Origin of the sequence: Neisseria iguanae (genome assembly GCF_003013245.1) — a bacterium.
Lineage (GTDB): Bacteria > Pseudomonadota > Gammaproteobacteria > Burkholderiales > Neisseriaceae > Neisseria > Neisseria iguanae.
Genome location: NZ_PXYY01000039.1, coordinates 1 through 20,756, shown reverse-complemented (window position 1 = coordinate 20,756; position 20,756 = coordinate 1). Strand labels below are relative to the sequence as shown.

Here is a 20,756-nt window from a genome sequence, read left to right as displayed (position 1 = left end):
CTTTTACAGCACCGGCAGCGGTACGGCCAGGCAAAATGGCGGCATACCGCCCTCTCGAAAAATCATCAATGGCAACAAACAGGCAATCTCTTGGGGCGGTAGCTTTTTGATTCTGCAATCAAGGCAGCCGTTTGGTGTCGGAGTGCGCCGTTTCGCCCGGATAAGGTTTTTGCCTGTTTTTTGAGTGTTTTTTCGACGGGCTTCCCAACTTTAGCCAAACGTTTCATGTCATACTTGGCTTGTTTGAAACGGTTGCCGGTACTGTTTTGCGGTGTCGGCAGTTGCCATCGTGCCGCCTAAGGATACGGTAAATGGTTGCTTTGCTGACTCGGCATTGCCGGGCCGGCGAAGTAACGGTGGTTTTATCCTGCGCGCTGATGTGGGGTGAGCTGGGTGTTTTTGTGGGTGTTCATTTCAGTATTGTCTTTCCAATACGGTAAACAACGCCGGCTTTTCTTACAGCTGCGGCTTTTGCACAAAGCTAAAATTTTCCGAAAATAATGATTTACCGTTCCCTATCCAACCCGGCTCCAAACTGCCCCATTCCCACCACCGGTCCGATACCATAATTACATACACAGATGAATGCTGTTGTACGATTACCACCTCCCAAATCCGCCGATGCCTTATCTTTTCACGCATTTTAACAAATCATTAAAGGGTTTAAGGCCGTCTTAAATTGCCCTAAACCGGCACAAGCATTAGAATACGGGTAATTAGAATACACTCAGACGCATTCAGCCTATGAACCCGATGCCCTTTATCGAAATGAAAGAGGTGGCTTTTGCCTATGGCGACCGCCCGATTCTAAGCAACATCAATTTCACGATTGGACAGGGTGCATTTGCCGCTGTGATGGGCGGTTCGGGCAGCGGCAAAACCACGTTGATGCGGCTGATTACCGGTCAGATTCATCCACAACAGGGGCAGGTTTTGATTGAAGGTCGCGATTTGGCTCGGTTTTCCGCTGCCGAACTGCACGAACACCGCCGCCGCATGGGCGTTTTATTCCAACACGGGGCGCTATTTACCGATTTGACCGTTTTCGACAACGTCGCTTTCCCTATGCGCGAACTGACCCAACTGCCGGAAGCGGTCGTTCGCGATTTGGTATTGCTGAAACTGAATGCCGTGGGTTTGCGCGGCGTAGAAAACCTGATGCCGTCCGAACTTTCCGGCGGGATGGCGCGCCGTGTCGCTTTGGCGCGCACAATCGCGCTCGACCCCGAAATCATGCTGTATGACGAACCGTTTACCGGTCTCGACCCAATTTCGCTGGGTGTGATTGCGCACTTAATCAGCCGTGCCAACAGTGCGCTGCGTTCGACCAGCGTGATGGTGACGCACGATATTGAAAAATCGCTGCAAATCGTCGACCAAGTGATTTTTCTGGCACATGGCGAAATTATGTTCAGCGGCTCACCTGCCGAAATGCGCGAACTCGATTCGCCGTGGGTGCGGCAGTTTGTCGGCGGCTTGGCCGACGGACCAGTAGCCTACCGCTATCCGGCGCAAACGACCTTGCAGCAGGATTTATTGGGCGGGTGAACCACATTGCAGCAGAATCATTTTTCAGACGGCCTCATCTTCCGTTCAGGCCGTCTGAAACATAAGGAAACACTGATGCCCGCAGCCAAAATACACAATTCGCAAAGGGCCGGCAACCATCAACGATGCTGCTGTCAGACTCGGCCTGACTTCAGCCCCACCTTGGAAATGCCTGGGTGCGGTATGAATTAACCAATATTTCGCGGCGGTTTGTTTTTTGGTAACAGTGTTTGTCTTCAGTCTGACCGACCAATATACACTGACCGACAATACTTTTTTGTTCATCACCCCGGGCACGTTTTTACTTTTATAGCCGGTCTATTCCGGCGTACGGATTTATTCATTTGACCCGCCGGTACGGACAAACCGTCGGCAAACAGCTGATCAGGATTCGGCTCATACCGGAAACGACGGCTGAACGGCTGAACGGTTGGCGGTGGCACAATTATGTGTTCAAACGCAAGCTGCTGGTCAATGTGTTCAACAGCATAACCGCCGTACCCGCCTTAATTAATGATTAATGCTTTTTTAGTGTTGTTCCCCGGCCGCAACCGCCGCCTACCGGAAGACATACCGGCAAACCATTGTGGCGGACGCCCCTGACGATTAATACCTTTTCCGGTTTCAGACGGCCTGATTGGTCAGGCCGTCTGAAAAGATACTGTTTTGACAATATGAATTTTATCCAATCCGTCGGCTCAAAAACCTTGGGCTTTATCCGCTCTCTCGGCAGCGTAACCCTGTTTCTGCTGCAAATTCTGGCGAAATCGGCCACAGCGTTTACCCGCCTGCGCCTGAGCATCCGCCAAGTGTATTTTGCCGGTGTGATGTCGGTCTTGATTATTGCCGTCTCGGGCTTATTTGTCGGCATGGTCATCGGCTTGCAGGGCTACACGCAGTTGGCGAAATTCAAAGCTGCCGACGTGTTGGGATATATGGTGGCCGCCTCACTTTTGCGCGAACTGGGGCCGGTGTTGGCGGCAATTCTGTTTGCCAGCAGTGCGGGCGGCGCGATGACCAGCGAAATCGGCCTGATGAAAACCACCGAACAGCTTCAAGCGATGAACGTGATGGCGGTTGATCCCGTTGCCCGCGTGGTGGCGCCGCGCTTTTGGGCTGGCGTGTTTTCCATGCCGCTTTTGGCTTCGATTTTCAACATGGCGGGCATTTTCGGCGGTTATCTGGTCGGCGTGCAATGGCTGGGTTTGGACAACGGCATTTTCTGGTCGCAAATGCAGAACAACATAACCATCGGCTACGATGTCATTAACGGTCTGATTAAATCGGCGGCGTTCGGCATGGCCGTGACCCTGATTGCTGTACACCAAGGCTTTCACTGCGTGCCGACTTCCGAAGGAATTTTACGCGCCAGTACGCGCACAGTGGTGTCTTCCGCCCTGACTATTTTAGCGATTGATTTTGTTTTAACCGCATGGATGTTTACCGAGTAACGACAATGAAAAAAAGTATTTTAGAATTTTGGGTCGGTTTGTTTGTGTTATTAGGCGTGGCGGCCTTGGGCTTTCTGGCTTTCCGCGTAGCGGGCGGGTCAGGCATGGGCACACAGCAAACCTATACCGTGTATGCCGATTTCAGCGACATCGGCGGTTTGAAATCCAATGCGCCGGTCAAATCGGCAGGCGTATTGGTCGGCCGCGTTTCCGGCATCACGCTCGACCCGAAAAACTACCAAGCGCGCGTCACCCTGAATCTTGACAAACAATATGAATTCAGCAGCGACGTTTCCGCCCAAATCCTCACCTCCGGTCTGCTCGGCGAACAATACATCGGCCTGATGCAAGGTGGCGATACGGAAAACCTGGCCGATGGCGACGCCATTACCGTGACCAGCTCGGCCATGGTATTAGAAAACCTGATTGGCAAATTCATCACCAGCTTCGCCGAGAAACAATCCGGTGATTCTGGCCCGAGCCATTCGGCCAACACCGGTTCCGCTCCATAAACACAACAATATTTTTAATTTTAGGAATAGATTAAACATGAAAAAATCAGCAGTTTTGAGCGCATTGGGCATCGGTGTGCTGGGCATCAGCTTGGCGGCGGCATCTCCTGCGGATGCCGTGAATCAAATCCGCCAAAACGCGACTCAGGTTCTGACCATCTTGAAAAGCGGCGATGCCAACACCGCCCGCCCCAAAGCCGAAGCCTACGCCATGCCTTATTTTGATTTCCAACGTATGACTGCTTTGGCCGTGGGCAACCCTTGGCGCACCGCCACCGATGCGCAAAAGCAGGCTTTGACCAAAGAATTCCAAACCTTGTTGATCCGTACTTACTCCGGCACCATGATGAAATTCAAAAATGCCACAGTGACTGTGAAAGACAATCCGGTGGTTGCACGCAACGGTAAAGAAATTACTGTGCGCGCAGAAGTGGGCGCGGCAGGAGAAAAACCGGTCAACATGGATTTCACGACCTACCGAAGCGGCAACCGCTACCGCGTGTACAACGTAGCCCTTGAAGGCGCGAGCTTGGTCACCGTTTACCGCAACCAATTCGGTGAAACAGTCAAAGCCAAAGGCATCGACGGCCTGATTGCCGATTTGAAAGCCAAAAACAGCGGCAAATAATCGTTAGGCGTACGGCTTCAGCCGTACCTTTTTACGGCAATTCCCTCACAGACTCGACAACATGAATTCAGAACTCCGCGACAGCGTGCTGTATCTCAGCGGCAACATCACCGCCCAAACCGTGACCGACGCAGCCTACCGCCAATTCGAACAGCTATGCCGCCTGAAAGAAACCAGCACGCTTGATTTGAGCAATGTCAGCCGCGCCGATTCCGCCTGCGTTTCACTGCTGCTGACCGCATTGCGTTTGAAAAACAAAGCCGTCGAACTGCACCATATTCCCGAATCGGTGCGTGCGTTGGCTGATTTGTATGAAATTAAAGACTGGGTGAACCCATGAAAAAAACTGCTGCTTCCCTGCTGCTCATCGGCTTATTCGCCGTCCAGCCGGCCTTTGCCGAACGCAATCCGGCCGACCCTTACGAGCCTTACAACCGCGCCGTATCCAAGTTCAACGACAAAGCAGACCAATATGTCATGGCACCCGTTGCCCGCGGCTACCGCAAAATCACGCCCAAGCCTGTGCGCACCGGCGTAAGCAACTTCTTCAACAACCTGCGCGACGTAGTCAGCTTCGGCAGCAACGTGCTGCGTCTCGACATCAAACGCGCCAGCGAAGATTTGGTGCGCGTCGGTCTCAATTCCACCTTCGGCCTGGCAGGTTTGATTGACATAGCAGGCGCAGGCGGTGTGCCGAACAACAAAAATTCCTTAGGCGACACCATGGCTTCATGGGGCTGGAAAAACAGTAATTACTTTGTCGTGCCGCTGATGGGGCCTTCTACAGTGCGCGACACCCTCGGCACCGCCGTGACCGTGGCTTATCCGGTGAAAAACGCCGTTTTTGAAACCAACGCCGGCCGCTGGGGCACCACTGCGCTTAATGCCGTCAACTCCCGCGAAAACCTGCTCGAACTGACCGACAGCTTGGAAGGGGCGGCCATCGACAAATACAGCTATACCCGCGATTTGTATATGCGCGTGCGCAACCGGCAAACCGGCGGCCAAACCATGCAAAGCCCAGATGAAGATATCGACATCGATGATTTGGTCGACAGCAACAGCGCCACGCAAAACGCGCCAATTGAAGCAGCCGAACCTGACACCGCCGCACCGGCTGACGACTGGAAAAACCTCCAACCTGCCGATAACGGTATGATTCGTCTGTATTGATCCAGCATGCCATACCAAGCCGTCTGAAACCGCTTATCTGCGTTCAGACGGCCTTTTCATTATTCCACCTTTGGGCTATCATTCCGTTACGGTCAGCAAAAGTGACCGGGTAAAGCTCTTTACAAAACCCCGGATTCGGGTCCCGTTCGAAGCTAAGCAAACGTGCAGACATCTCCTGAAATGGCTAAGCGTTCGAGAAACGCAGAGAGAAGAGATGTGCCAAAGATGGAGATTTGCAAAGATCCCGGGCAACATTTCCCACCTTACAAAAGGAAACCGCTATGTACGAAGTCAACCGCAGCGTCTTTTTACTCGTGCCGCTCGATCCGTTTTGGAACTGGCTGCAATCCCTGCCCGGCAACCATATGGCCGATTTGACTTTGGAAGATTTGCAGGCCGATGCCAATGCCTATCTCGTGCGTCCGTGTGAAACGTCCGACGAAGTATGGGATGAAATCGAATCGCGCTTTGAAGACATCTTCGCCGCTGAATTGGCCGACTGGTGCGAAGACGAAAGCGAATGGCCGGACTTGCACACCGATATCTTCAACGAATGGTTCGATATCCGGCTCTCTACCGTCATCACCGACTTAGAAGCCGAACCCTTGGCACGCGAAGCGTTTCAACCACTGAATTTGAATTGATGCGGGCTTTTTGGCCGTCTGAAAAAAATGTTTCATTGTTCCCTCACATCTTTCAGACGGTCCGAACCCTTTAATGGCAGGGCTGATGTCAAGCCGTCTGAATATGAACGAAATCCCGGCCACACCGTCCAAACCCTTCGTACTCCCTGACAAATCCAATGAACATCCGCGTCCGCAATTACCATATCGACAGTTACGGTCACGTCAACCACGCACGTTATCTCGAGTTTCTCGAAGAAGCGCGCTGGGCGTTTTTTGACCGACACGGTTTGTCGTCTCTGCTTGAAAATGTGCATTTGGTTGTCGCCCTTATCGATATCCGCTACCGCCGTGCCGCCGTTGACGGAAACGAATTGCGCATTCTCAGCCACATCAAAGAATTAACCGCGCGCCACTTGCATTTGATGCAAACTATCGAACTGGTCCACAGCGGCAAAACTGCCGTTGAAGCCGGCATCACGCTGATGCCCGTCAAAGCGGCTAGCGGCCGCAGCATCCGTTTTCCCGACAACCTTTTAACCTCACTCGAAGCCTTCACTACATGAAAAAACCGATTACCCTAGCCGCCGTTGCCCTTGTCGGCGCACTATTGGCCTTTATCCTGATTCCCGACAACAAAACCGCACCGGAATTTACCCTGACCGATTTGCAAGGACAAACGGTGAACAACGCAGGCATGCAAGGCAAAGTGACCTTTATCAATTTCTGGTTTCCGTCCTGCCCGGGCTGCGTGAGCGAAATGCCGAAAGTCATCAAAATGGCCAACGATTATCAAGGTAAAGATTTCCAAGTGTTGGGCATTGCCGAACCGATTGACCCGATTGAAAACGTACACCAATACGTCAAAGAATACGGCCTGCCGTTTGCCGTGATGTACGACGAAGGCGGCATCGTCGGCAAAGCCTTCGGCACGCAGGTTTACCCGACGTCTGTTCTCATCAATAAAAAAGGCGAAATCTTGAAAACCTTCGTCGGCGAGCCGGATTTCAACAAGCTCTATCAAGAAATCGACCAAGAATTGGCGAAGTAAACGATCCCACAAAAAGGCTGAGCCTTTGCAAAACCCTAGATTTGAGTGCGGTTCGAAGTTATAGCAGCGCATAACAAAGAAATGCGGCAAAGATAGGGATTCTGAAAAGGTCTCAGGTGAAAGCAATAACCGCGATTGTTTACCCAATATATTGAGAAATGAAGCCTGTAAAACCCCAAAAGGCGTATCACCTTTCAAACCCTTATGCGGCTTAAGCGTATTATAAAAATTCACAAAACGGCACAACGCCTTTTGCCGGTGTTCCGAATCCTTAAACAGAAACTTATCATGCCGCATTTGCATTAAAGTGCGGATAACCTGCCCGGCTTTACCGTTGGTTTGCGGTCGGGCAAGACGGCCAGGTAAAATAACTGCCTCCTGTCCGCCGGAATAGTCATCAATCGCGACAAACAGATAATCCCTCGGGTCGGTTGCTTTTGATTTTACAATAAAGGCAGCCGTTTGGTGTCGAAATACACCATTTCACCAGGAGGGGATTTCTCAATGACCTTCCCAACTTCAGCCAAACGTTTCATGCCATACCTGGCTTGTTTGAACGGTTGTCGCTACTTGTTTTGCGGTACGCGAATTGCAGCCGTGCGGCCTTAAGGGTACGGTTACTCTGCTGACTGGGGATTGCCGGGCCGCCGGCGAAGTAATAACGGTGATTTTATCCTGTGTATAGGTGTGCCAAACGGGTTTGGCGTTGCTGCAGGGTTCCAGCCGGGTATTTTTGTGGGTGTCCATTGCCGTATTGTCTTTCAAATACTGTCAACAACGCTGGCTTTTCTTACACGTCAGGCCGTCTGAAACATCTGTTTCAGACGGCCTTTGATTCAATCAAAATCAGCGATTAAGCTTTTCCCTCAAAACGCTTCGCAGCTTCCTCCCAATTCACCACGTTCCAAAACGCTTTGATGTAATCCGGACGGCGGTTTTGATATTGCAGGTAGTAGGCGTGTTCCCACACGTCTAAGCCGATAATCGGGCAGCCTTTGCAACCGGCCACGTCTTCACCCATCAGCGGAGAATCTTGGTTGGCGGTCGACACGACTTTCAAGCGTTTGCCGTCCAACACCAGCCACGCCCAGCCCGAACCGAAACGGCTGGCAGCCGCTTTTTCAAATTCAGCTTTAAAGTCGTCCACCGAACCGAAATCGCGTTCGATGGCTTCTTTCAGACGGCCTTGCAAAGTCGTGCCGGTTTTCAGGATTTTCCAAAAGAACGAGTGATTAGCATGACCGCCCGCATTGTTACGCAACACGGTCCGCTTGTCGGTCGGCAGCATTTTCAAGCACGCAATCAATTCTTCCGCCGGCAAATCGGCAAATTCAGGCAGCGACTCCAAAGCCGCATTGGCATTGTTGACGTAAGCCTGATGGTGTTTGGTGTGGTGGATATTCATCGTCATTTCATCGAAATGCGGCTCCAATGCATCGTAGGCGTAGCCCAGTTCGGGTAAGGTATAAGCCATGTGAGTTCCTTTCTCTCTTGAGGTTATATGCGCCGATAAAAAAATGTTGATATTAATTTTTATTTGAAAAATATGCAAGCCCAACCGCACTGCGCCAAAGATAGGCACACAAGTCCTTGACTTATCCCTTATAATAAACCCCAACCCTAACTATTTTTCAGACGGCCTCCCTCCAATTTTTTAAGCCAGGCAGTACCACCAACAGACCGGCTGAACGCACAAGCAACGTTTGAATATCTTTGAGAAACACATGAAATTTATTGATGAAGCAAAAATCGAAGTTGTTGCCGGTAAAGGCGGCAACGGCGCAGCCAGTTTCCGCCGCGAGAAATTCGTGCCGCGCGGCGGCCCTGACGGCGGTGACGGCGGCAGAGGCGGCAGCGTGTGGGCTGAAGCCGATGAAAACTTAAATACCTTGGTCGAATACCGTTTCGCCAAACGCTACCAGGCCAAAAACGGCGAAAAAGGCCACGGTGCCGACCGCTACGGCGCAGGCGCAGACGACATCACCCTGCATATGCCCGTCGGTACACTTATCCGCGATGTCGATACCGATGAAATTGTTGCCGATCTCACCCACCACGGCCAGCGGGTATGTCTGGCACGCGGCGGCAAAGGCGGTTTGGGCAACATCCATTTCAAATCGTCGGTCAACCGCGCCCCGAAACACGCCACCCCGGGCGAAGAAGGTGAAGCGCGTTCACTGCAATTGGAATTGAAAGTCTTGGCCGATGTCGGCCTGCTAGGCATGCCCAACGCCGGCAAATCCACCCTGATTTCCGCGGTGTCTGCTGCGCGCCCGAAAGTAGCCGGTTACCCGTTCACCACCCTGCACCCCAATCTCGGCGTAGTACGCATGGATGAAAACCACAGCTTCGTCATGGCAGACATCCCCGGCCTGATTGAAGGCGCAGCAGAAGGTGCGGGGCTCGGCCACCGCTTCCTCAAACACCTCTCCCGCACCGGCCTGTTGCTGCACGTGGTTGATTTAGCACCGTTTGACGAAACCGTTAACCCTGCCGAAGAAGCCTTGGCAATTGTGGAAGAATTGCGAAAATACGATGCGGCACTCTACAGCAAACCACGCTGGTTGGTACTCAACAAACTCGATATGCTCAACAAAGAAGAGGCTGAAGCCCGTGCTGCCGCATTCCTCGAACAAATCGGCTGGAACCACCCCGCCCCCGACGACCGCTTCGAATTTGACATGACTACTCCGCGTCTTTTTAAAATCAGTGCCTTAGCGCACCAAGGCACACAACACATGGTACATCAAATCAACCGATACCTGATTGAGAAAAAACGGCTCGCCGCCAAAGCCGTTGCCGAAACCATGAAACAGGTAGAAACCGATACATCTGTTTTCAAAGCCGAATAAGGCCGTCTGAAGCCGGACACACAGCGCAGACTTCCGCCACGATTTGAGAAAAAGCCGTTGCAAAACAAACTTCGGCGTGGCTTTCACCCGCAAAAACCAATCCTGAAAGGATGCCTGAAATGAACAAACACATCTTCGCCCTCCTGCTGGCGGCCGCAACCCTCAGTGCCTGCGCGGCTCGGTCGGAACCCACACTCGGCAGCGACCGCGACGCCCACGGCTGCATCGGCTCGGCAGGTTACAGATGGTCGGCATTGAAACAAGAATGCGTACAACCTTGGGAAGCCGCCGACCTCAAGCTGGACGATCCCGCCAACGACACCTTGGCCGTGTATGTGATTCTGTCGGCAGACAAAGCTCAAGCTGAAATCTTCGCCGCCAATGTGCCGGAAAACACCGTACTCGATGCGGTAAAAGGCGGCTATGCCTCGAAAGACGGCAAACTGCGCCTGCAAAACAGTACACAAGGCTGGCAATGGCGCAAAATGCCTTGATTGGGTCAAATACTGTTTTAATTGAAAATAGGGTTGGTTTCAATAACCCAATTTCAATAACCCGATAAGCGTAGATAAGGCTTTGATTGAACTTCTTGAAGATAAAGTCTGCAATAAAACCTGATAAAAAAGGGGCCGTAATGCCTGACTTGGAAAATAAGCTACATCATTATTTGTATGGCATCTTATTTTTGACGGCAATGGCAGCAGCATTGTTTGTAGGTTTTCCGATGGAAAAACCGAGAAAAATCGACAGTTACAAGATTCATGATATGCCGTTCAAGCAAAAACTGGTATTGCAGCCGGGGCAAGAGCAGGAATTTTATTTTCGTCTGAAAACCGATGATAAGAAAAACTACGCAAGCCAAATGGTCGGGGTGGCGTTTTTGATACCTGCTGACGATGATGTTTTACTGAGGAAACTCATAGACAAAATCGATGCCGGCCAACTACCGTTTGACGTTTCGTTGGTGTATTACCACAAAGACGGGGGGTAGGCTGACTTCAGTCAGGCTGACGGACGTGACTTCGGTATTTTCCACAGAAGCCGACCGTATTCGAGATTATTCGCAAAGAGTGTAGTATCGCTTCCCAATAAGAGCTTATGATGGGTCGTCCCATACCATTGGCGGTAGGGAATACTTGGAGAAACGATATCTTTTGAGTGTATTCAAACAGGCGGATATTACCGGCTGAGCATCAAACCGGTGGCAGGCGTGGATTATCCCAAGGTGGATATGGAAATCTTTGGTGAGAAAGAATATTCAGGAAAATGAGATAGGAGGTAAGAGCAATGAGTGATAAACAATATACCGTCACCATTTATGTGGCTGCGCCCGGTACGCCGCTATTGGATTAGCATGGGCAACCAAAATTACTGGAAAGCAGCAAGCAGGACACCTCTTTGGTCAGCCATATCTACTACGCCGTCAGTGATGGCAGGCAGAAACATGCCCCTTTCTGTATTGGAAGTAACGGCCCGTGCAGCTGCCGGTATACCCGGTATCCGGCCTGATTCCGCCCTGTTGTTTTACCGTAAAATCCGCCAAGCCATCGCTTACCGTTCAGAACTTCGGGCAGATGAAATTTTTGATGGCCCGGTTGAATGAGACGGGGTTGTTTTGGCAGGCAGTGCAAAGGCAAACGCGGTCGGGGTGCTGCCGGTAAAGTGGCTGTTTTTGGTATTCTAAAACGACAGGGTAAGGTTTAACCGTTGTCGTTAAAGGTAACTTTATGCCGGTTATTAAATGAAAACCATTGCCTGACGGCATTGTTTATCCCGATTGCTGCAAAAGCCGTGATGTGCTTGATGTGGGTGAATCCACTTGTCACCGTGCCAGTCACTGTACGCATTTTGTAGGACGGCAAAACCACATTAACGGGATGGAAAATTTTTGGACCGGGCAAAGCGCATGCTACGGAAATAGAATGAAATTGACTGGAAATCTTTTCCATTATTCCGGAAAGAATGCAGGTTTCGTTTTAACTTTGGCGCACCATAAAGGGCAGCTTAAAATTTTGCGAATTTGGTGTGATATTTAAGGCTAATCTACGTCAGCTCCTAATTTATTTATTATCTAATCCTACTGAGTTTGTTAAAAATGATGATAAACCTCTACAACACCCTAACCCGTCAAAAAGAACCCTTCGACCCTATCAACCCCGAAAATGTACGCATGTATGTGTGCGGCATGACCGTCTATGATTACTGCCACCTCGGTCATGCCCGCGTGATGGTGGTGTTCGACATGATTGCCCGCTGGCTGCGCACGCGAGGCTATCCGCTCACTTACGTGCGCAACATCACCGACATCGACGACAAAATCATCGCACGCGCGGCCGAAAACGGCGAACCCATCGGCGACTTGACCGCGCGTTTTATCGCGGCGATGAACGAAGACGCGGCAGCTTTGGGTGTGTTGCGTCCTGATGCCGAACCTAAGGCCACGGAAAATATTCCGCAGATGATTGCAATGATTGAGCGGCTGATTGCCAACGGCAAGGCATATGCGGCGGATAACGGCGATGTGTATTACGCTGTACGCGAGTTTGCCGCTTACGGCCAGCTTTCGGGCAAATCACCAGGTGATTTGCGCGCAGGCGAGCGTGTGGAAGTAGACGGTTTCAAGTGCGACCCGTTGGATTTCGTACTATGGAAAGCGGCCAAAACAGGCGAACCGGCATGGGAAAGCCCGTGGGGGCAAGGACGTCCTGGGTGGCACATCGAATGCTCGGCGATGAGTGAAAACCTGTTCGGCGATACGTTTGATATTCACGGCGGTGGCGCAGATTTGCAGTTTCCGCACCATGAAAACGAAATCGCCCAAAGCGTGGGCGCACACGGTCATTCTTGTAGCCACAACCATGGCGGTAAAGCAGTTGAAAGCCACGTGAAATACTGGCTGCACAACGGCTTTATCCGTGTCGACGGCGAAAAAATGTCCAAGTCGCTGGGTAATTTCTTCACCATCCGCGAAGTGCTGAAACAATACGATCCGGAAGTGGTACGCTTCTTTATCTTACGCGCCCATTACCGCAGCCCACTGAATTATTCCGACATGCATCTTGACGATGCCAAAGGTGCACTCACCCGCCTCTATACTGCGCTGAAAAACACTACGCCGTCTGCAACGTTTGACGCAGATAATGATTATGTCCGCCGCTTCCAAGCCGCGATGGATGATGATTTCGACACCGTGCAGGCGATGGCGGTGTTGTTCGAACTGGCAAATGAAGTGAATAAAACCCAAAACGCTGCCTTCGCCGCCTGCCTGAAACATTTGGCCGGCAACATCGGTCTGTTGCAGCGTGACCCGACCGAGTTTTTACAAGGCGGCAACGTTTCAGACGGCCTGTCGAACCATGAAATCGAAGCCTTGATCGAAGCCCGCCAGCAGGCACGGGCCGGTAAAAATTGGACTGAATCCGACCGAATCCGCGATTTATTGGCAACAGAAAATATCATTCTGGAAGACAAATCCGGTGTGACCACTTGGCGCCGTGGTTGAAACCCGACTTAAGGCATCGTTGTTCTAAAATTTTTTAGGTCGGACGAGGCCTTTTATGATTGCGTTTCACCATACCGCCGATTGCAATAATTAAAACATTAATATTATGCAGCCATTGAACACCAGCTCCCATTCGTATCACCCATTTCCAACATAAATCAATTATAAACAATGACATAAAAAATTTACTCAATTCACAGTTAGCTTTTTGATACGAATCTATATGACCGAGACATTTTTGTTATCAACATGATTAATTTTATCTTAACAATATTTAAAATATCTCATCAGTATTCTCCGCCTTACTATCCGATTTGTATTTTTCCAAGCATTTCCCTTTGAATGAACTGTACCATAGTGGTAAACACAATCGGCTTGTCCCAATTTTCAGACAACAGTTTGTTTTGCCAGCTTTGCTTTTCCGGGTCAAGGTTGGAATGGTGTTCCAACACCCAATCATCGCCCAGAATTTGGCGAATGGCATCAGCGTTTTGCCCAATGATGGAAGTGTAGGGAATGATGCAGATAATGCTGTCTGATTGATGCTTTTGCGCATAATGAAGCATAATGCAGACTGGCCAGGGTTTTGCCGCCTGTCGGCACGGTCAGCGTGTATACCCTGTGGATCGCTCACTCTATCCAGACAAATATTGGAAATTTGTTGGCGGATTTTATCAATCGAATAGCAGAGCTCAAATGTCGCAAGATGGTTTTCCAGCTTATCATATGGCTTTAACTGCTTAGAAAATTTAATCTCTTTTTGACGGAAACTTGATGGCTCTTTTAATTTTTCGAAGATTGTCAACAAAGGAGCCGCATCTGCTATTTTCGTGATGCAGAGCTTCCCTCCTAATAAGATAAGGAGAAACCAAATTCCTCTACTGTTGTTATCAATTCGGCTATTTTGGCTGCTTTGGCCTTAAGCGGCTGCAACAAAGATACGGCCGAAGCAGGCAAGCCGAAAAAGCTTGAATGTATCACGCCTGCCAAACTGGGTGGCGGCTTTGATCTGACCTGCAAACTGGCACAAACCGGCCTGAGAGATACCGACCAGCTAAAAAACAATACGCGTGATATTATGCCGGAAGCCAGAGGGTGATATCCTACAATAAAATCATGTCCGACGATCCGGCCAACGGTGATGCGCTTGTGGCCTTCCCGATCGGTTCATGATTGAATCTGGCACAAGGTAAATTCAGCCAATATACCGAAAAAAAGTGCGCTGACTGGCTGCGGGCCGCACCGACTACGGCATGGTGCCCATAAATGCCGAGTCCCCTCTAAAAACCTTGAACGATTTGGCCGACGCACTGAAAAAAGATCCTAAATCAATCCATCAGCTTCGGCGTAGGCGGTCAAGACTGGCTGCTCACCGCCACTGTTTCCCGACTGCTGGCCGCATGGTCGGATATTCCGTTGCCGACGCTGGGTTTGGGACGCGCACCCAGCAGCGTAGCGGAAATGACCATTACCGCCAAAGTCTTGCAACTGGGCATGCCACCCGTAACTGCTTTTCATGTATTGTGCATGGCGGTAGTTGGTTTGGCAGGTTGGCTGTATGACATATTAGATCGGCATTTCGGCATGAGGAAACATTGAAGCATTCAATAAACAGGCCGTCTGAAAATTTCAGACGGCCTGTTTATCATTTCAATAATCAGTTATAATCCAATCGGTATATTGAATCCAATATACTTAATTTATGAATATTAAGGAAAAACCGATGAAGATATTAATGACTGCTGTGTTATTGAGTATGACCGCTGCGGCCTATGCCGCGCCTGCGGATATTGTAGTGCCGATGTCGCTGTTGAATGCGCAAAACGGCGATAAAGTGGCGGGTGAAGTACGCATAAGCCAAAGCAAATACGGTGCGGTATTCGCCCCGAAAATCGACGGTTTGGCGCAAGGCATTTACGGTTTCCACATCCATGAAAACCCAAGCTGTGCGGCCAAAGAAAAAGATGGCAAACTGATTGAAGGCTTGGCGGCAGGCGGCCACTGGGATCCTAAAAAAACCGGTGCGCACAAAGGCCCTTGGGACGACAGCGGCCACTTAGGCGATTTACCTGCTTTAGCGGTAGATGCCAACGGCCATATCCAGCCGGTTGTCGCGCCGCGCATCAAAAAAATCAGTTCGCTCAAAGGCCGCTCGCTGATGATTCACGCCGGCGGCGATAATTACAGCGACCATCCGGCTACCCTTGGTGGCGGCGGTGCACGCAAATACTGCGGTGTAATTGCCAAATAAGTTTGAGAGACAGCAAAAGGCTGTCTGAAATCTCAGGTCTATTCTCATTTCGTCTGCATTGCACATTTTTGAGCAAAAAAGCGCGTATACCAGGCAAAAGGCACAGCAAGGTTGGACCCTGCGCGCATTTCCAACGCGGTAGGCGTATTTTATGCCGGAAAGAAGCCGCATGATGAAATGAGAACATGCCCTAATATTTCAGACAGTCTGAGACCTTCTACCAAATCCCTATTTTTTGCACATTTCTTCGCACTATACTTCTCGAACGCAAGCCAGCCTATCTCATAATATCTCTGCGCATTCTGCGGCGCTATTGCTTTGACCCGCACTCAACTCTGAAGCTTTAGCAAAGATCTCAGCTTTTTACATCACCGGCTTCAATCCAACAGATTCTTTTTCACCACCGCCGGATTACCGGCAGCCACAGAATACGGTGGCACACTTTTAGTCACCACCGCACCTGCACCGATAATCAAGCCTTTGCCGATGGTCACCCCGCCCATAATAATGGCACGTCGGCCAATCCACACATCGTCTTCAACCACAATCGGATTGGTGTCGGTATAGCCGGAAAACTGTTTGGTTTCTTTATCAAATTTGTGGCTATTGGAATAAAACAAACATTCCGGCCCCATCATCACATTTTTGCCGATAGTCAGGCCGTAGCAGATTTCGCAGTCCACGCCGATGCCGAATGGTCGCCCACCACCGTGTCTTTCAACACATACGCACCTTTTTCTATGTTTACATCGTTGCCTAGATGCGGCGAAATTTGGCGGGCAAATGCGGCACGGATTTTTTTGGCTAATTTGCCAAACGGCCTGCTGTAAGACGCAGGCAACCATTTGCCGGCCATTCTCAACAATACCAAAAACAGCTTTGCTTTCATTACATTTCCTCACAGAAAATCTTATAGATGCCAATATAAATTGATTAGACATCATACACCACAAGTTTCATCCGCCTCCCGATAATATTTGCACCGCGCTGTTGCAAAACATCCCCAATACCGCAATACCTGCTTGACGAAACAGTAAAAAAACAGCAATAATCGCACCCTTATCTTGAAGCATAGGCAAAACCCCTATGCCCGCTTAATCGAAAGGAAACAACATGCAACAAGGTATTCACCCCAACTACCGCGAAATCACTGTGACCTGCTCTTGCGGCAGCAAATTCGTGACTAAATCCGCGATGGAAAAAGACAGCTTCAACATTGAGGTTTGCTCTTTGTGCCACCCATTTTACACCGGCCAACAAAAAATCGTTGATACCACCGGTCGCGTGGACAAATTCAACAACAAATTCGGCAACTTGTTCAAACGCTAATTGCCCGTTGGAATAAAGACTGCTCTGGTAGTCTTTCATTTCAGACGGCCGCGAAACCTTTGTAAAATACTCCCCTCTTAGACCGTTGTTATCGGATGCCAATCCGATAACAACGGTCATTCGCCTTAGGCTATTTTATCCGTAATATGATATTGTCTTTGAAGAGGTTGATGAAATACCAGTTTCGCATTTCAGCATAATATTCTGAATTTCAACGGCCGGATTATCGAGTCGGTATCCGATAACAACAGATATTGTTTTATTGGTTTAGCCTGAATTTTATACAAATCCCGGTTCTGTCCGGCTTTCAGGCCGTCCGAAAACCAATACTACCGGAAAAGGCTTTCGCACCTTTCCCGCATAAGCATTCCCCGATTTGGCCGTAATTTATTACACTGGCGCATCCATCTGATTTTTGAAACCGCCGCATCATGCTGACCTACACGCCACTGGCTTCCCGCCAACCTGCTAAAACCCACGAAAAACCATGGCTTTTGCTGCTGATGGCATTTGCTTGGTTGTGGCCGGGCGTGTTTTCGCATGATTTGTGGAATCCCGACGAATCAGATTTGTTTACCGCCACCGAAACCCTACTCAACAGCACCGCTTCGCCGCTGGTGGCGCATGTTTTCGAGCAGCATAATTTCCATATTTCGCCGGTTTATTTATGGGTTGCCGGCACATTTCAGACCCTGCTCTCGCCTTGGGCGGCCGATGCTTATGCGGCCACGCGTTTTGCCAGTGTGTTTTTTACCGCTATCGGTTTGCTATTGTGCGGTTTTGCCGGTTTCAATTTTTTAGGCCGCCACCACGGCCGCAGCGTGGTGTTGATTTTAATCGGCAGCATCGGTTTGTTGCCGATGGCGCATTTTATCAGCGATATATCGGCCGTGTTTGCCGCGTTAGGTATGGTGTTGTGCGGTTTTTCGCTGGCACACAAACGCGTGATTGCCGGTGCGGTGCTGCTGGGCAGCGGCTGGGCGTTGCTGTCGCTGACAACCGGTTTTTTATTGCCGCTGGCCTTGATTGTGATGGCCTTTGCCTTGGTTCTGCATCCTCAATGGCAGTTCAAACGCTATTACCTAACCTTAATCGGCGCGTTTGCTTTCGCGCTACCGCTCATGGTGGTGTATCCGCTGTTACTGCTGTATTTGCAGCCGGAATGGTTCGAAATATGGCGCAATTCCTATATGTTCGGCACTTATGGCGGACTGGTTCATTTTCAGACAGCCTTTAATCTGCCTTATTACCTGAAAAACCTGCTCTGGTTTGCCCTGCCTGCATGGCCGTTGGCAGCGTGGACGTTCAGCCGCATCAAGATGAACGCACAAGGCTGGAGCGGTTTGTGCCTGGCCTGGCTGATTTTGGCTACTGCACTCTTGGCCTTCAATCCGCAACGTTTCCAAGACCATCTGATTTGGCTGATGCCGCCGTTGGCCTTGCTCGGCGCGGCACAACTCGACGGCTTGCGACGTGGTGCGGCGGCTTTTATCAACTGGTTCGGCATCATGGCTTTCGGTTTGCTGGCGGCTTTTATATGGGTTGGTTTTGCGGCCATGAATTATGGTTGGCCGGCCAAACTGGCCGAACGCGCGGCTTATTTCAGTCCGTATTACCTGCCGGAAATCAACCCGTTCCCGATGGCGGTGGCGATGCTGTTCACGCCTTTGTGGTTGTGGGCGATTACACGCAAACACATTCGCGGCCGCCAAGCCGTGACCAACTGGGCAGCCGGAGTAACCCTGACTTGGGCTTTATTGATGACTTTGTGGCTGCCGTGGCTGGACGCCGCCAAAAGTTACGCACCAGTGGTCAAACAGATGGAATGGTCGCTGTATCCTGAATTGCGCCATCAACTCACCGAAGGCCACGAATGCATCAGCGTGGACACATATGACCACCGCAGCCGCATTGCTTGGGTACAATACAGTAATTGGGATTTGAAACCCGACGACCCAAACTGCCGCTACCGATTGGTGCGGCAGCCGCAACATACCGCCGCACCGCAAGGTTGGACGAAGCTCTGGCAAGGCGCACGTCCGCGCAACAAAGTGGAAGGTTTCGCCCTATTGCGTCGCGATGCTTAAAATCTACTGTTTGAAAGGCCGTCTGAAATTCAATGTTCAGACGGCCTGAAATTTTTGCAAAATCCCCATCTTCAGCACATTTCTTTGCGATGTACTTTCCAAACGCTTCATCTGATTCAGGCACAGCAGCAATAAAGTACGGTTGTTGCGGCAAATAGGTTTTTTATATTGAACGCCTTATTGGTAATTCTTTCCCTATGATTAAAATTACACGCGATTGATGTGCCGTCGGCATTGGGTTTGCCGCCGAATCGCGAAAAAATTGCAACGTCGTCATAAAATATACTGTACGGTGAAATGAAAACACCCTCTAACACAAAAGTAGTATAAGTATCGGCTTGATACCTGATTGACTCCTAACCAAACACCCTTTCATCAGCGCGTTTCACACATAAACCGAAACCTTTGCAAAACCCTTCCCCTAAAACCAAAAAAGTTTACTTAGGTTATTAAATAAGCTTTTTTTGTGGCCAAAAGGCCCTTATATTTCAGGGGTAAGTAGCAAAAAAGGTGATAAAAATCGCTGAAAGCCTTATTCTGTAAGGTTTTTAGAGGTTCAATACCCGTGGCGGCAAAAAATGCCCTTTTTACAGATCAAAACAATTGAGAAAAAGCAGTCGTCAAAATGGCCGCTGTCAATGCAAAAGCTGTCATAGGCATTTTGACGGCGGCAAACGGCTGAATAACGCTGACCTTTGGCAGGCTTATACATGCGGCAAACAAACCGCCGCGCAGCTTGCCAAACACCACCGCCGCAGTCGTCAAACCACCAGCCGGCGTTTGCATCAAGCTGCGGCCCCAAGCTGTCCGGCAAGTTTGTTTTACCGCGCCGGATAAAGTCAATGTCATCACGGATACGGCCTATTTTGGCAAAACCTTTGGCGTAACGGTGTTGTACGGCAGCACCAGCAAACAGGCATTGCCAGCAGATGCGGTAAAGTATAAAACCAATGCGCTTTATCTTGAAGCGCCCCGGAGTTTGCAGAAAAAAGGTATTCATATACAGGCCGTTATTTGTGATGGGCGGCGGGGGTTAACTGGTTTGTTTCCTGGCATCCCAGTACAATTGTGCCGGTTTCACCAGGTCAAAACCATCAACCGCCATCTGACCCGCAACCCAAAAACAGCAGCAGCACAAGAACTTCGCAAAATTACGCTGCCCTTGAAAACCTGCAGTAGGGCCGCCTTCACCGCACTGTTAAAAGACCGGCATAAGCAGCATAAAAACTTTCTCAATGAACACACCGTAAATACTGAAACCGGTAAACCCCGCTACACCCACGGACAGCTAAGAAGCGCCTATAACAGCTTGAAAAACAACTTGCCTTATCTGTTTGCTTTTGAGTACCATCCTGATTTCAATCTTCCGAAAACCACTAATTTGCCAGAAGGCAAGTTTGGTGGCTTGAAGACGAACTGAGTGTTCATCAGGGGATGAAAAAGAGTATAAGACAATGTTTATCAATGATTGTTTCTCTAAAAAATAGGGAAAAACCGCCTTTTTTGTTACTTACCCCTATATTTTCTATATTCCCCTTCTTCATAGGGTATTTCCGCCTTTCAATCAACGGCAGCAGGCACACGGAGTCTGCTGGCAGACTTTAGTTAGGTTGGCACAAACCGCCTTTAAACGGCTTTGCGCCGTTACTGTTAGCAGCTTGAAATAAGAAGCACGGTTGGATGGAATGTACGGCGCAGCGTCCCGAAACGCTGTTCCATGACATAACGCGTTTTCGGCAACGCTTATTT

At 50.0% G+C, this 20,756-nt stretch carries 21 protein-coding genes and 4 pseudogenes; 20 read left to right on the top strand and 5 right to left on the bottom strand.

The window, feature by feature from the left end; all coding sequences use genetic code 11:
* Positions 1-413: pseudogene (locus tag C7N83_RS16735) on the bottom strand (IS481 family transposase); the annotation flags it as partial.
* Between the two features lie 331 nt (positions 414-744).
* On the opposite strand from C7N83_RS16735, the gene C7N83_RS07405 reads away from it, so the two are divergent.
* The 9 genes from C7N83_RS07405 to C7N83_RS07355 all read left to right on the top strand — a co-directional run bounded on the left by C7N83_RS07405 (position 745) and on the right by C7N83_RS07355 (position 6,986).
* Entirely contained in the window at positions 745-1,548 is an 804-nt protein-coding gene (locus tag C7N83_RS07405) for an ABC transporter ATP-binding protein (protein WP_106741711.1), read from the top strand.
* A gap of 674 nt (positions 1,549-2,222) precedes the next feature.
* Positions 2,223-2,999 (top strand): lipid asymmetry maintenance ABC transporter permease subunit MlaE, encoded by a 777-nt coding sequence (gene mlaE, locus C7N83_RS07390; protein ID WP_106741707.1) that lies wholly within the window; start codon positions 2,223-2,225, stop codon positions 2,997-2,999.
* Between the two features lie 5 nt (positions 3,000-3,004).
* The gene (mlaD, locus tag C7N83_RS07385; protein WP_106741705.1) at positions 3,005-3,511 is read left to right on the top strand and encodes an outer membrane lipid asymmetry maintenance protein MlaD; all 507 of its coding nucleotides are present in this window, start codon (positions 3,005-3,007) and stop codon (positions 3,509-3,511) included.
* A 37-nt stretch (positions 3,512-3,548) separates the two neighbouring features.
* The gene (locus C7N83_RS07380) at positions 3,549-4,139 is read left to right on the top strand and encodes an MlaC/ttg2D family ABC transporter substrate-binding protein (RefSeq protein ID WP_106741703.1); all 591 of its coding nucleotides are present in this window, start codon (positions 3,549-3,551) and stop codon (positions 4,137-4,139) included.
* Positions 4,140-4,200: 61 nt separating this feature from the next.
* Positions 4,201-4,479 carry an STAS domain-containing protein gene (locus tag C7N83_RS07375; RefSeq protein ID WP_106741701.1) on the top strand — a complete coding sequence of 93 codons (279 nt, stop codon included), beginning with the start codon at positions 4,201-4,203 and terminating at the stop codon, positions 4,477-4,479.
* Positions 4,476-5,312 carry an MlaA family lipoprotein gene (locus C7N83_RS07370; RefSeq protein WP_106741700.1) on the top strand — a complete coding sequence of 279 codons (837 nt, stop codon included), beginning with the start codon at positions 4,476-4,478 and terminating at the stop codon, positions 5,310-5,312. The genes C7N83_RS07375 and C7N83_RS07370 overlap by 4 nt, the downstream gene beginning before the upstream one ends.
* 281 nt (positions 5,313-5,593) lie before the next feature.
* Positions 5,594-5,956: a VacJ gene (locus C7N83_RS07365; protein ID WP_106741698.1), complete on the top strand. Its 363-nt coding sequence runs from the start codon at positions 5,594-5,596 to the stop codon at positions 5,954-5,956.
* Positions 5,957-6,114: 158 nt separating this feature from the next.
* Positions 6,115-6,501, top strand: coding sequence for an acyl-CoA thioesterase (locus tag C7N83_RS07360; protein WP_106741696.1), 387 nt, complete (start codon positions 6,115-6,117; stop codon positions 6,499-6,501).
* Complete coding sequence (locus tag C7N83_RS07355) at positions 6,498-6,986, top strand: TlpA disulfide reductase family protein (RefSeq protein WP_106741695.1); 489 nt, start codon at positions 6,498-6,500, stop codon at positions 6,984-6,986. The genes C7N83_RS07360 and C7N83_RS07355 overlap by 4 nt, the downstream gene beginning before the upstream one ends.
* Positions 6,987-7,142: 156 nt before the next feature.
* Here C7N83_RS07355 and C7N83_RS16965 read toward each other — a convergent pair.
* Positions 7,143-7,733, bottom strand: a pseudogene (locus C7N83_RS16965) (integrase core domain-containing protein); the annotation flags it as partial.
* 106 nt (positions 7,734-7,839) lie between these two features.
* Positions 7,840-8,460: a superoxide dismutase [Mn] gene (gene sodA / locus C7N83_RS07340; protein ID WP_106741691.1), complete on the bottom strand. Its 621-nt coding sequence runs from the start codon at positions 8,458-8,460 to the stop codon at positions 7,840-7,842.
* 250 nt (positions 8,461-8,710) lie between these two features.
* Between sodA and obgE the strand changes: the two genes are divergently transcribed.
* From obgE to cysS, 5 genes and pseudogenes are all read left to right on the top strand, one after another.
* The gene (gene obgE, locus C7N83_RS07335; RefSeq protein ID WP_106741690.1) at positions 8,711-9,838 is read left to right on the top strand and encodes a GTPase ObgE; all 1,128 of its coding nucleotides are present in this window, start codon (positions 8,711-8,713) and stop codon (positions 9,836-9,838) included.
* A gap of 119 nt (positions 9,839-9,957) precedes the next feature.
* On the top strand, positions 9,958-10,332 hold the full coding sequence (locus C7N83_RS07330; protein ID WP_106741688.1) for a hypothetical protein: 375 nt from the start codon (positions 9,958-9,960) through the stop codon (positions 10,330-10,332).
* Positions 10,333-10,472: 140 nt separating this feature from the next.
* Positions 10,473-10,829 (top strand): hypothetical protein, encoded by a 357-nt coding sequence (locus C7N83_RS07325; RefSeq protein WP_146135110.1) that lies wholly within the window; start codon positions 10,473-10,475, stop codon positions 10,827-10,829.
* A 438-nt stretch (positions 10,830-11,267) separates the two neighbouring features.
* Positions 11,268-11,874 (top strand): annotated as a pseudogene (locus tag C7N83_RS07320) (transposase).
* A gap of 62 nt (positions 11,875-11,936) precedes the next feature.
* Entirely contained in the window at positions 11,937-13,340 is a 1,404-nt protein-coding gene (gene cysS / locus C7N83_RS07315) for a cysteine--tRNA ligase (protein WP_106741714.1), read from the top strand.
* A gap of 305 nt (positions 13,341-13,645) precedes the next feature.
* Here the strand turns inward: cysS and C7N83_RS15215 are convergent, their stop codons facing one another.
* Positions 13,646-13,906: a hypothetical protein gene (locus C7N83_RS15215; RefSeq protein WP_211296609.1), complete on the bottom strand. Its 261-nt coding sequence runs from the start codon at positions 13,904-13,906 to the stop codon at positions 13,646-13,648.
* Positions 13,907-14,244: 338 nt separating this feature from the next.
* On the opposite strand from C7N83_RS15215, the gene C7N83_RS07305 reads away from it, so the two are divergent.
* From C7N83_RS07305 to C7N83_RS07295, 3 genes are all read left to right on the top strand, one after another.
* Positions 14,245-14,439 (top strand): hypothetical protein, encoded by a 195-nt coding sequence (locus C7N83_RS07305; protein ID WP_146135109.1) that lies wholly within the window; start codon positions 14,245-14,247, stop codon positions 14,437-14,439.
* A gap of 317 nt (positions 14,440-14,756) precedes the next feature.
* Entirely contained in the window at positions 14,757-14,939 is a 183-nt protein-coding gene (locus C7N83_RS07300) for a hypothetical protein (protein ID WP_245911163.1), read from the top strand.
* A gap of 124 nt (positions 14,940-15,063) precedes the next feature.
* Positions 15,064-15,591, top strand: coding sequence for a superoxide dismutase family protein (locus C7N83_RS07295; protein ID WP_106741684.1), 528 nt, complete (start codon positions 15,064-15,066; stop codon positions 15,589-15,591).
* A 377-nt stretch (positions 15,592-15,968) separates the two neighbouring features.
* Here C7N83_RS07295 and C7N83_RS07290 read toward each other — a convergent pair.
* Positions 15,969-16,480: pseudogene (locus C7N83_RS07290) on the bottom strand (acyltransferase).
* Between the two features lie 224 nt (positions 16,481-16,704).
* On the opposite strand from C7N83_RS07290, the gene rpmE reads away from it, so the two are divergent.
* The 3 genes from rpmE to C7N83_RS07275 all read left to right on the top strand — a co-directional run bounded on the left by rpmE (position 16,705) and on the right by C7N83_RS07275 (position 20,427).
* Positions 16,705-16,920 (top strand): 50S ribosomal protein L31, encoded by a 216-nt coding sequence (gene rpmE / locus C7N83_RS07285; protein ID WP_106741682.1) that lies wholly within the window; start codon positions 16,705-16,707, stop codon positions 16,918-16,920.
* Positions 16,921-17,351: 431 nt separating this feature from the next.
* Entirely contained in the window at positions 17,352-19,007 is a 1,656-nt protein-coding gene (locus tag C7N83_RS07280; RefSeq protein ID WP_106741681.1) for an ArnT family glycosyltransferase, read from the top strand.
* A gap of 736 nt (positions 19,008-19,743) precedes the next feature.
* On the top strand, positions 19,744-20,427 hold the full coding sequence (locus C7N83_RS07275) for an IS256 family transposase, variant Zn-binding type (protein WP_211296607.1): 684 nt from the start codon (positions 19,744-19,746) through the stop codon (positions 20,425-20,427).
* The last annotated feature ends 329 nt before the right edge of the window (positions 20,428-20,756 follow it).

What these genes read in the sequence shown, in the direction of transcription:
- mlaE (WP_106741707.1), top strand. Translation starts at nt 2,223, where the DNA reads ATGAATTTTATCCAATCCGTCGGCTCAAAAACCTTGGGCTTTATCCGC.
- C7N83_RS07375 (WP_106741701.1), top strand. Translation starts at nt 4,201, where the DNA reads ATGAATTCAGAACTCCGCGACAGCGTGCTGTATCTCAGCGGCAACATC.
- C7N83_RS07280 (WP_106741681.1), top strand. Translation starts at nt 17,352, where the DNA reads ATGCTGACCTACACGCCACTGGCTTCCCGCCAACCTGCTAAAACCCAC.
- C7N83_RS07370 (WP_106741700.1), top strand. Translation starts at nt 4,476, where the DNA reads ATGAAAAAAACTGCTGCTTCCCTGCTGCTCATCGGCTTATTCGCCGTC.
- cysS (WP_106741714.1), top strand. Translation starts at nt 11,937, where the DNA reads ATGATAAACCTCTACAACACCCTAACCCGTCAAAAAGAACCCTTCGAC.
- C7N83_RS07365 (WP_106741698.1), top strand. Translation starts at nt 5,594, where the DNA reads ATGTACGAAGTCAACCGCAGCGTCTTTTTACTCGTGCCGCTCGATCCG.
- obgE (WP_106741690.1), top strand. Translation starts at nt 8,711, where the DNA reads ATGAAATTTATTGATGAAGCAAAAATCGAAGTTGTTGCCGGTAAAGGC.
- sodA (WP_106741691.1), bottom strand. Translation starts at nt 8,460, where the DNA reads ATGGCTTATACCTTACCCGAACTGGGCTACGCCTACGATGCATTGGAG.
- C7N83_RS07330 (WP_106741688.1), top strand. Translation starts at nt 9,958, where the DNA reads ATGAACAAACACATCTTCGCCCTCCTGCTGGCGGCCGCAACCCTCAGT.
- C7N83_RS07295 (WP_106741684.1), top strand. Translation starts at nt 15,064, where the DNA reads ATGAAGATATTAATGACTGCTGTGTTATTGAGTATGACCGCTGCGGCC.
- C7N83_RS07380 (WP_106741703.1), top strand. Translation starts at nt 3,549, where the DNA reads ATGAAAAAATCAGCAGTTTTGAGCGCATTGGGCATCGGTGTGCTGGGC.
- C7N83_RS07360 (WP_106741696.1), top strand. Translation starts at nt 6,115, where the DNA reads ATGAACATCCGCGTCCGCAATTACCATATCGACAGTTACGGTCACGTC.
- C7N83_RS15215 (WP_211296609.1), bottom strand. Translation starts at nt 13,906, where the DNA reads ATGCTTCATTATGCGCAAAAGCATCAATCAGACAGCATTATCTGCATC.
- rpmE (WP_106741682.1), top strand. Translation starts at nt 16,705, where the DNA reads ATGCAACAAGGTATTCACCCCAACTACCGCGAAATCACTGTGACCTGC.
- C7N83_RS07405 (WP_106741711.1), top strand. Translation starts at nt 745, where the DNA reads ATGAACCCGATGCCCTTTATCGAAATGAAAGAGGTGGCTTTTGCCTAT.
- C7N83_RS07325 (WP_146135110.1), top strand. Translation starts at nt 10,473, where the DNA reads ATGCCTGACTTGGAAAATAAGCTACATCATTATTTGTATGGCATCTTA.
- mlaD (WP_106741705.1), top strand. Translation starts at nt 3,005, where the DNA reads ATGAAAAAAAGTATTTTAGAATTTTGGGTCGGTTTGTTTGTGTTATTA.
- C7N83_RS07355 (WP_106741695.1), top strand. Translation starts at nt 6,498, where the DNA reads ATGAAAAAACCGATTACCCTAGCCGCCGTTGCCCTTGTCGGCGCACTA.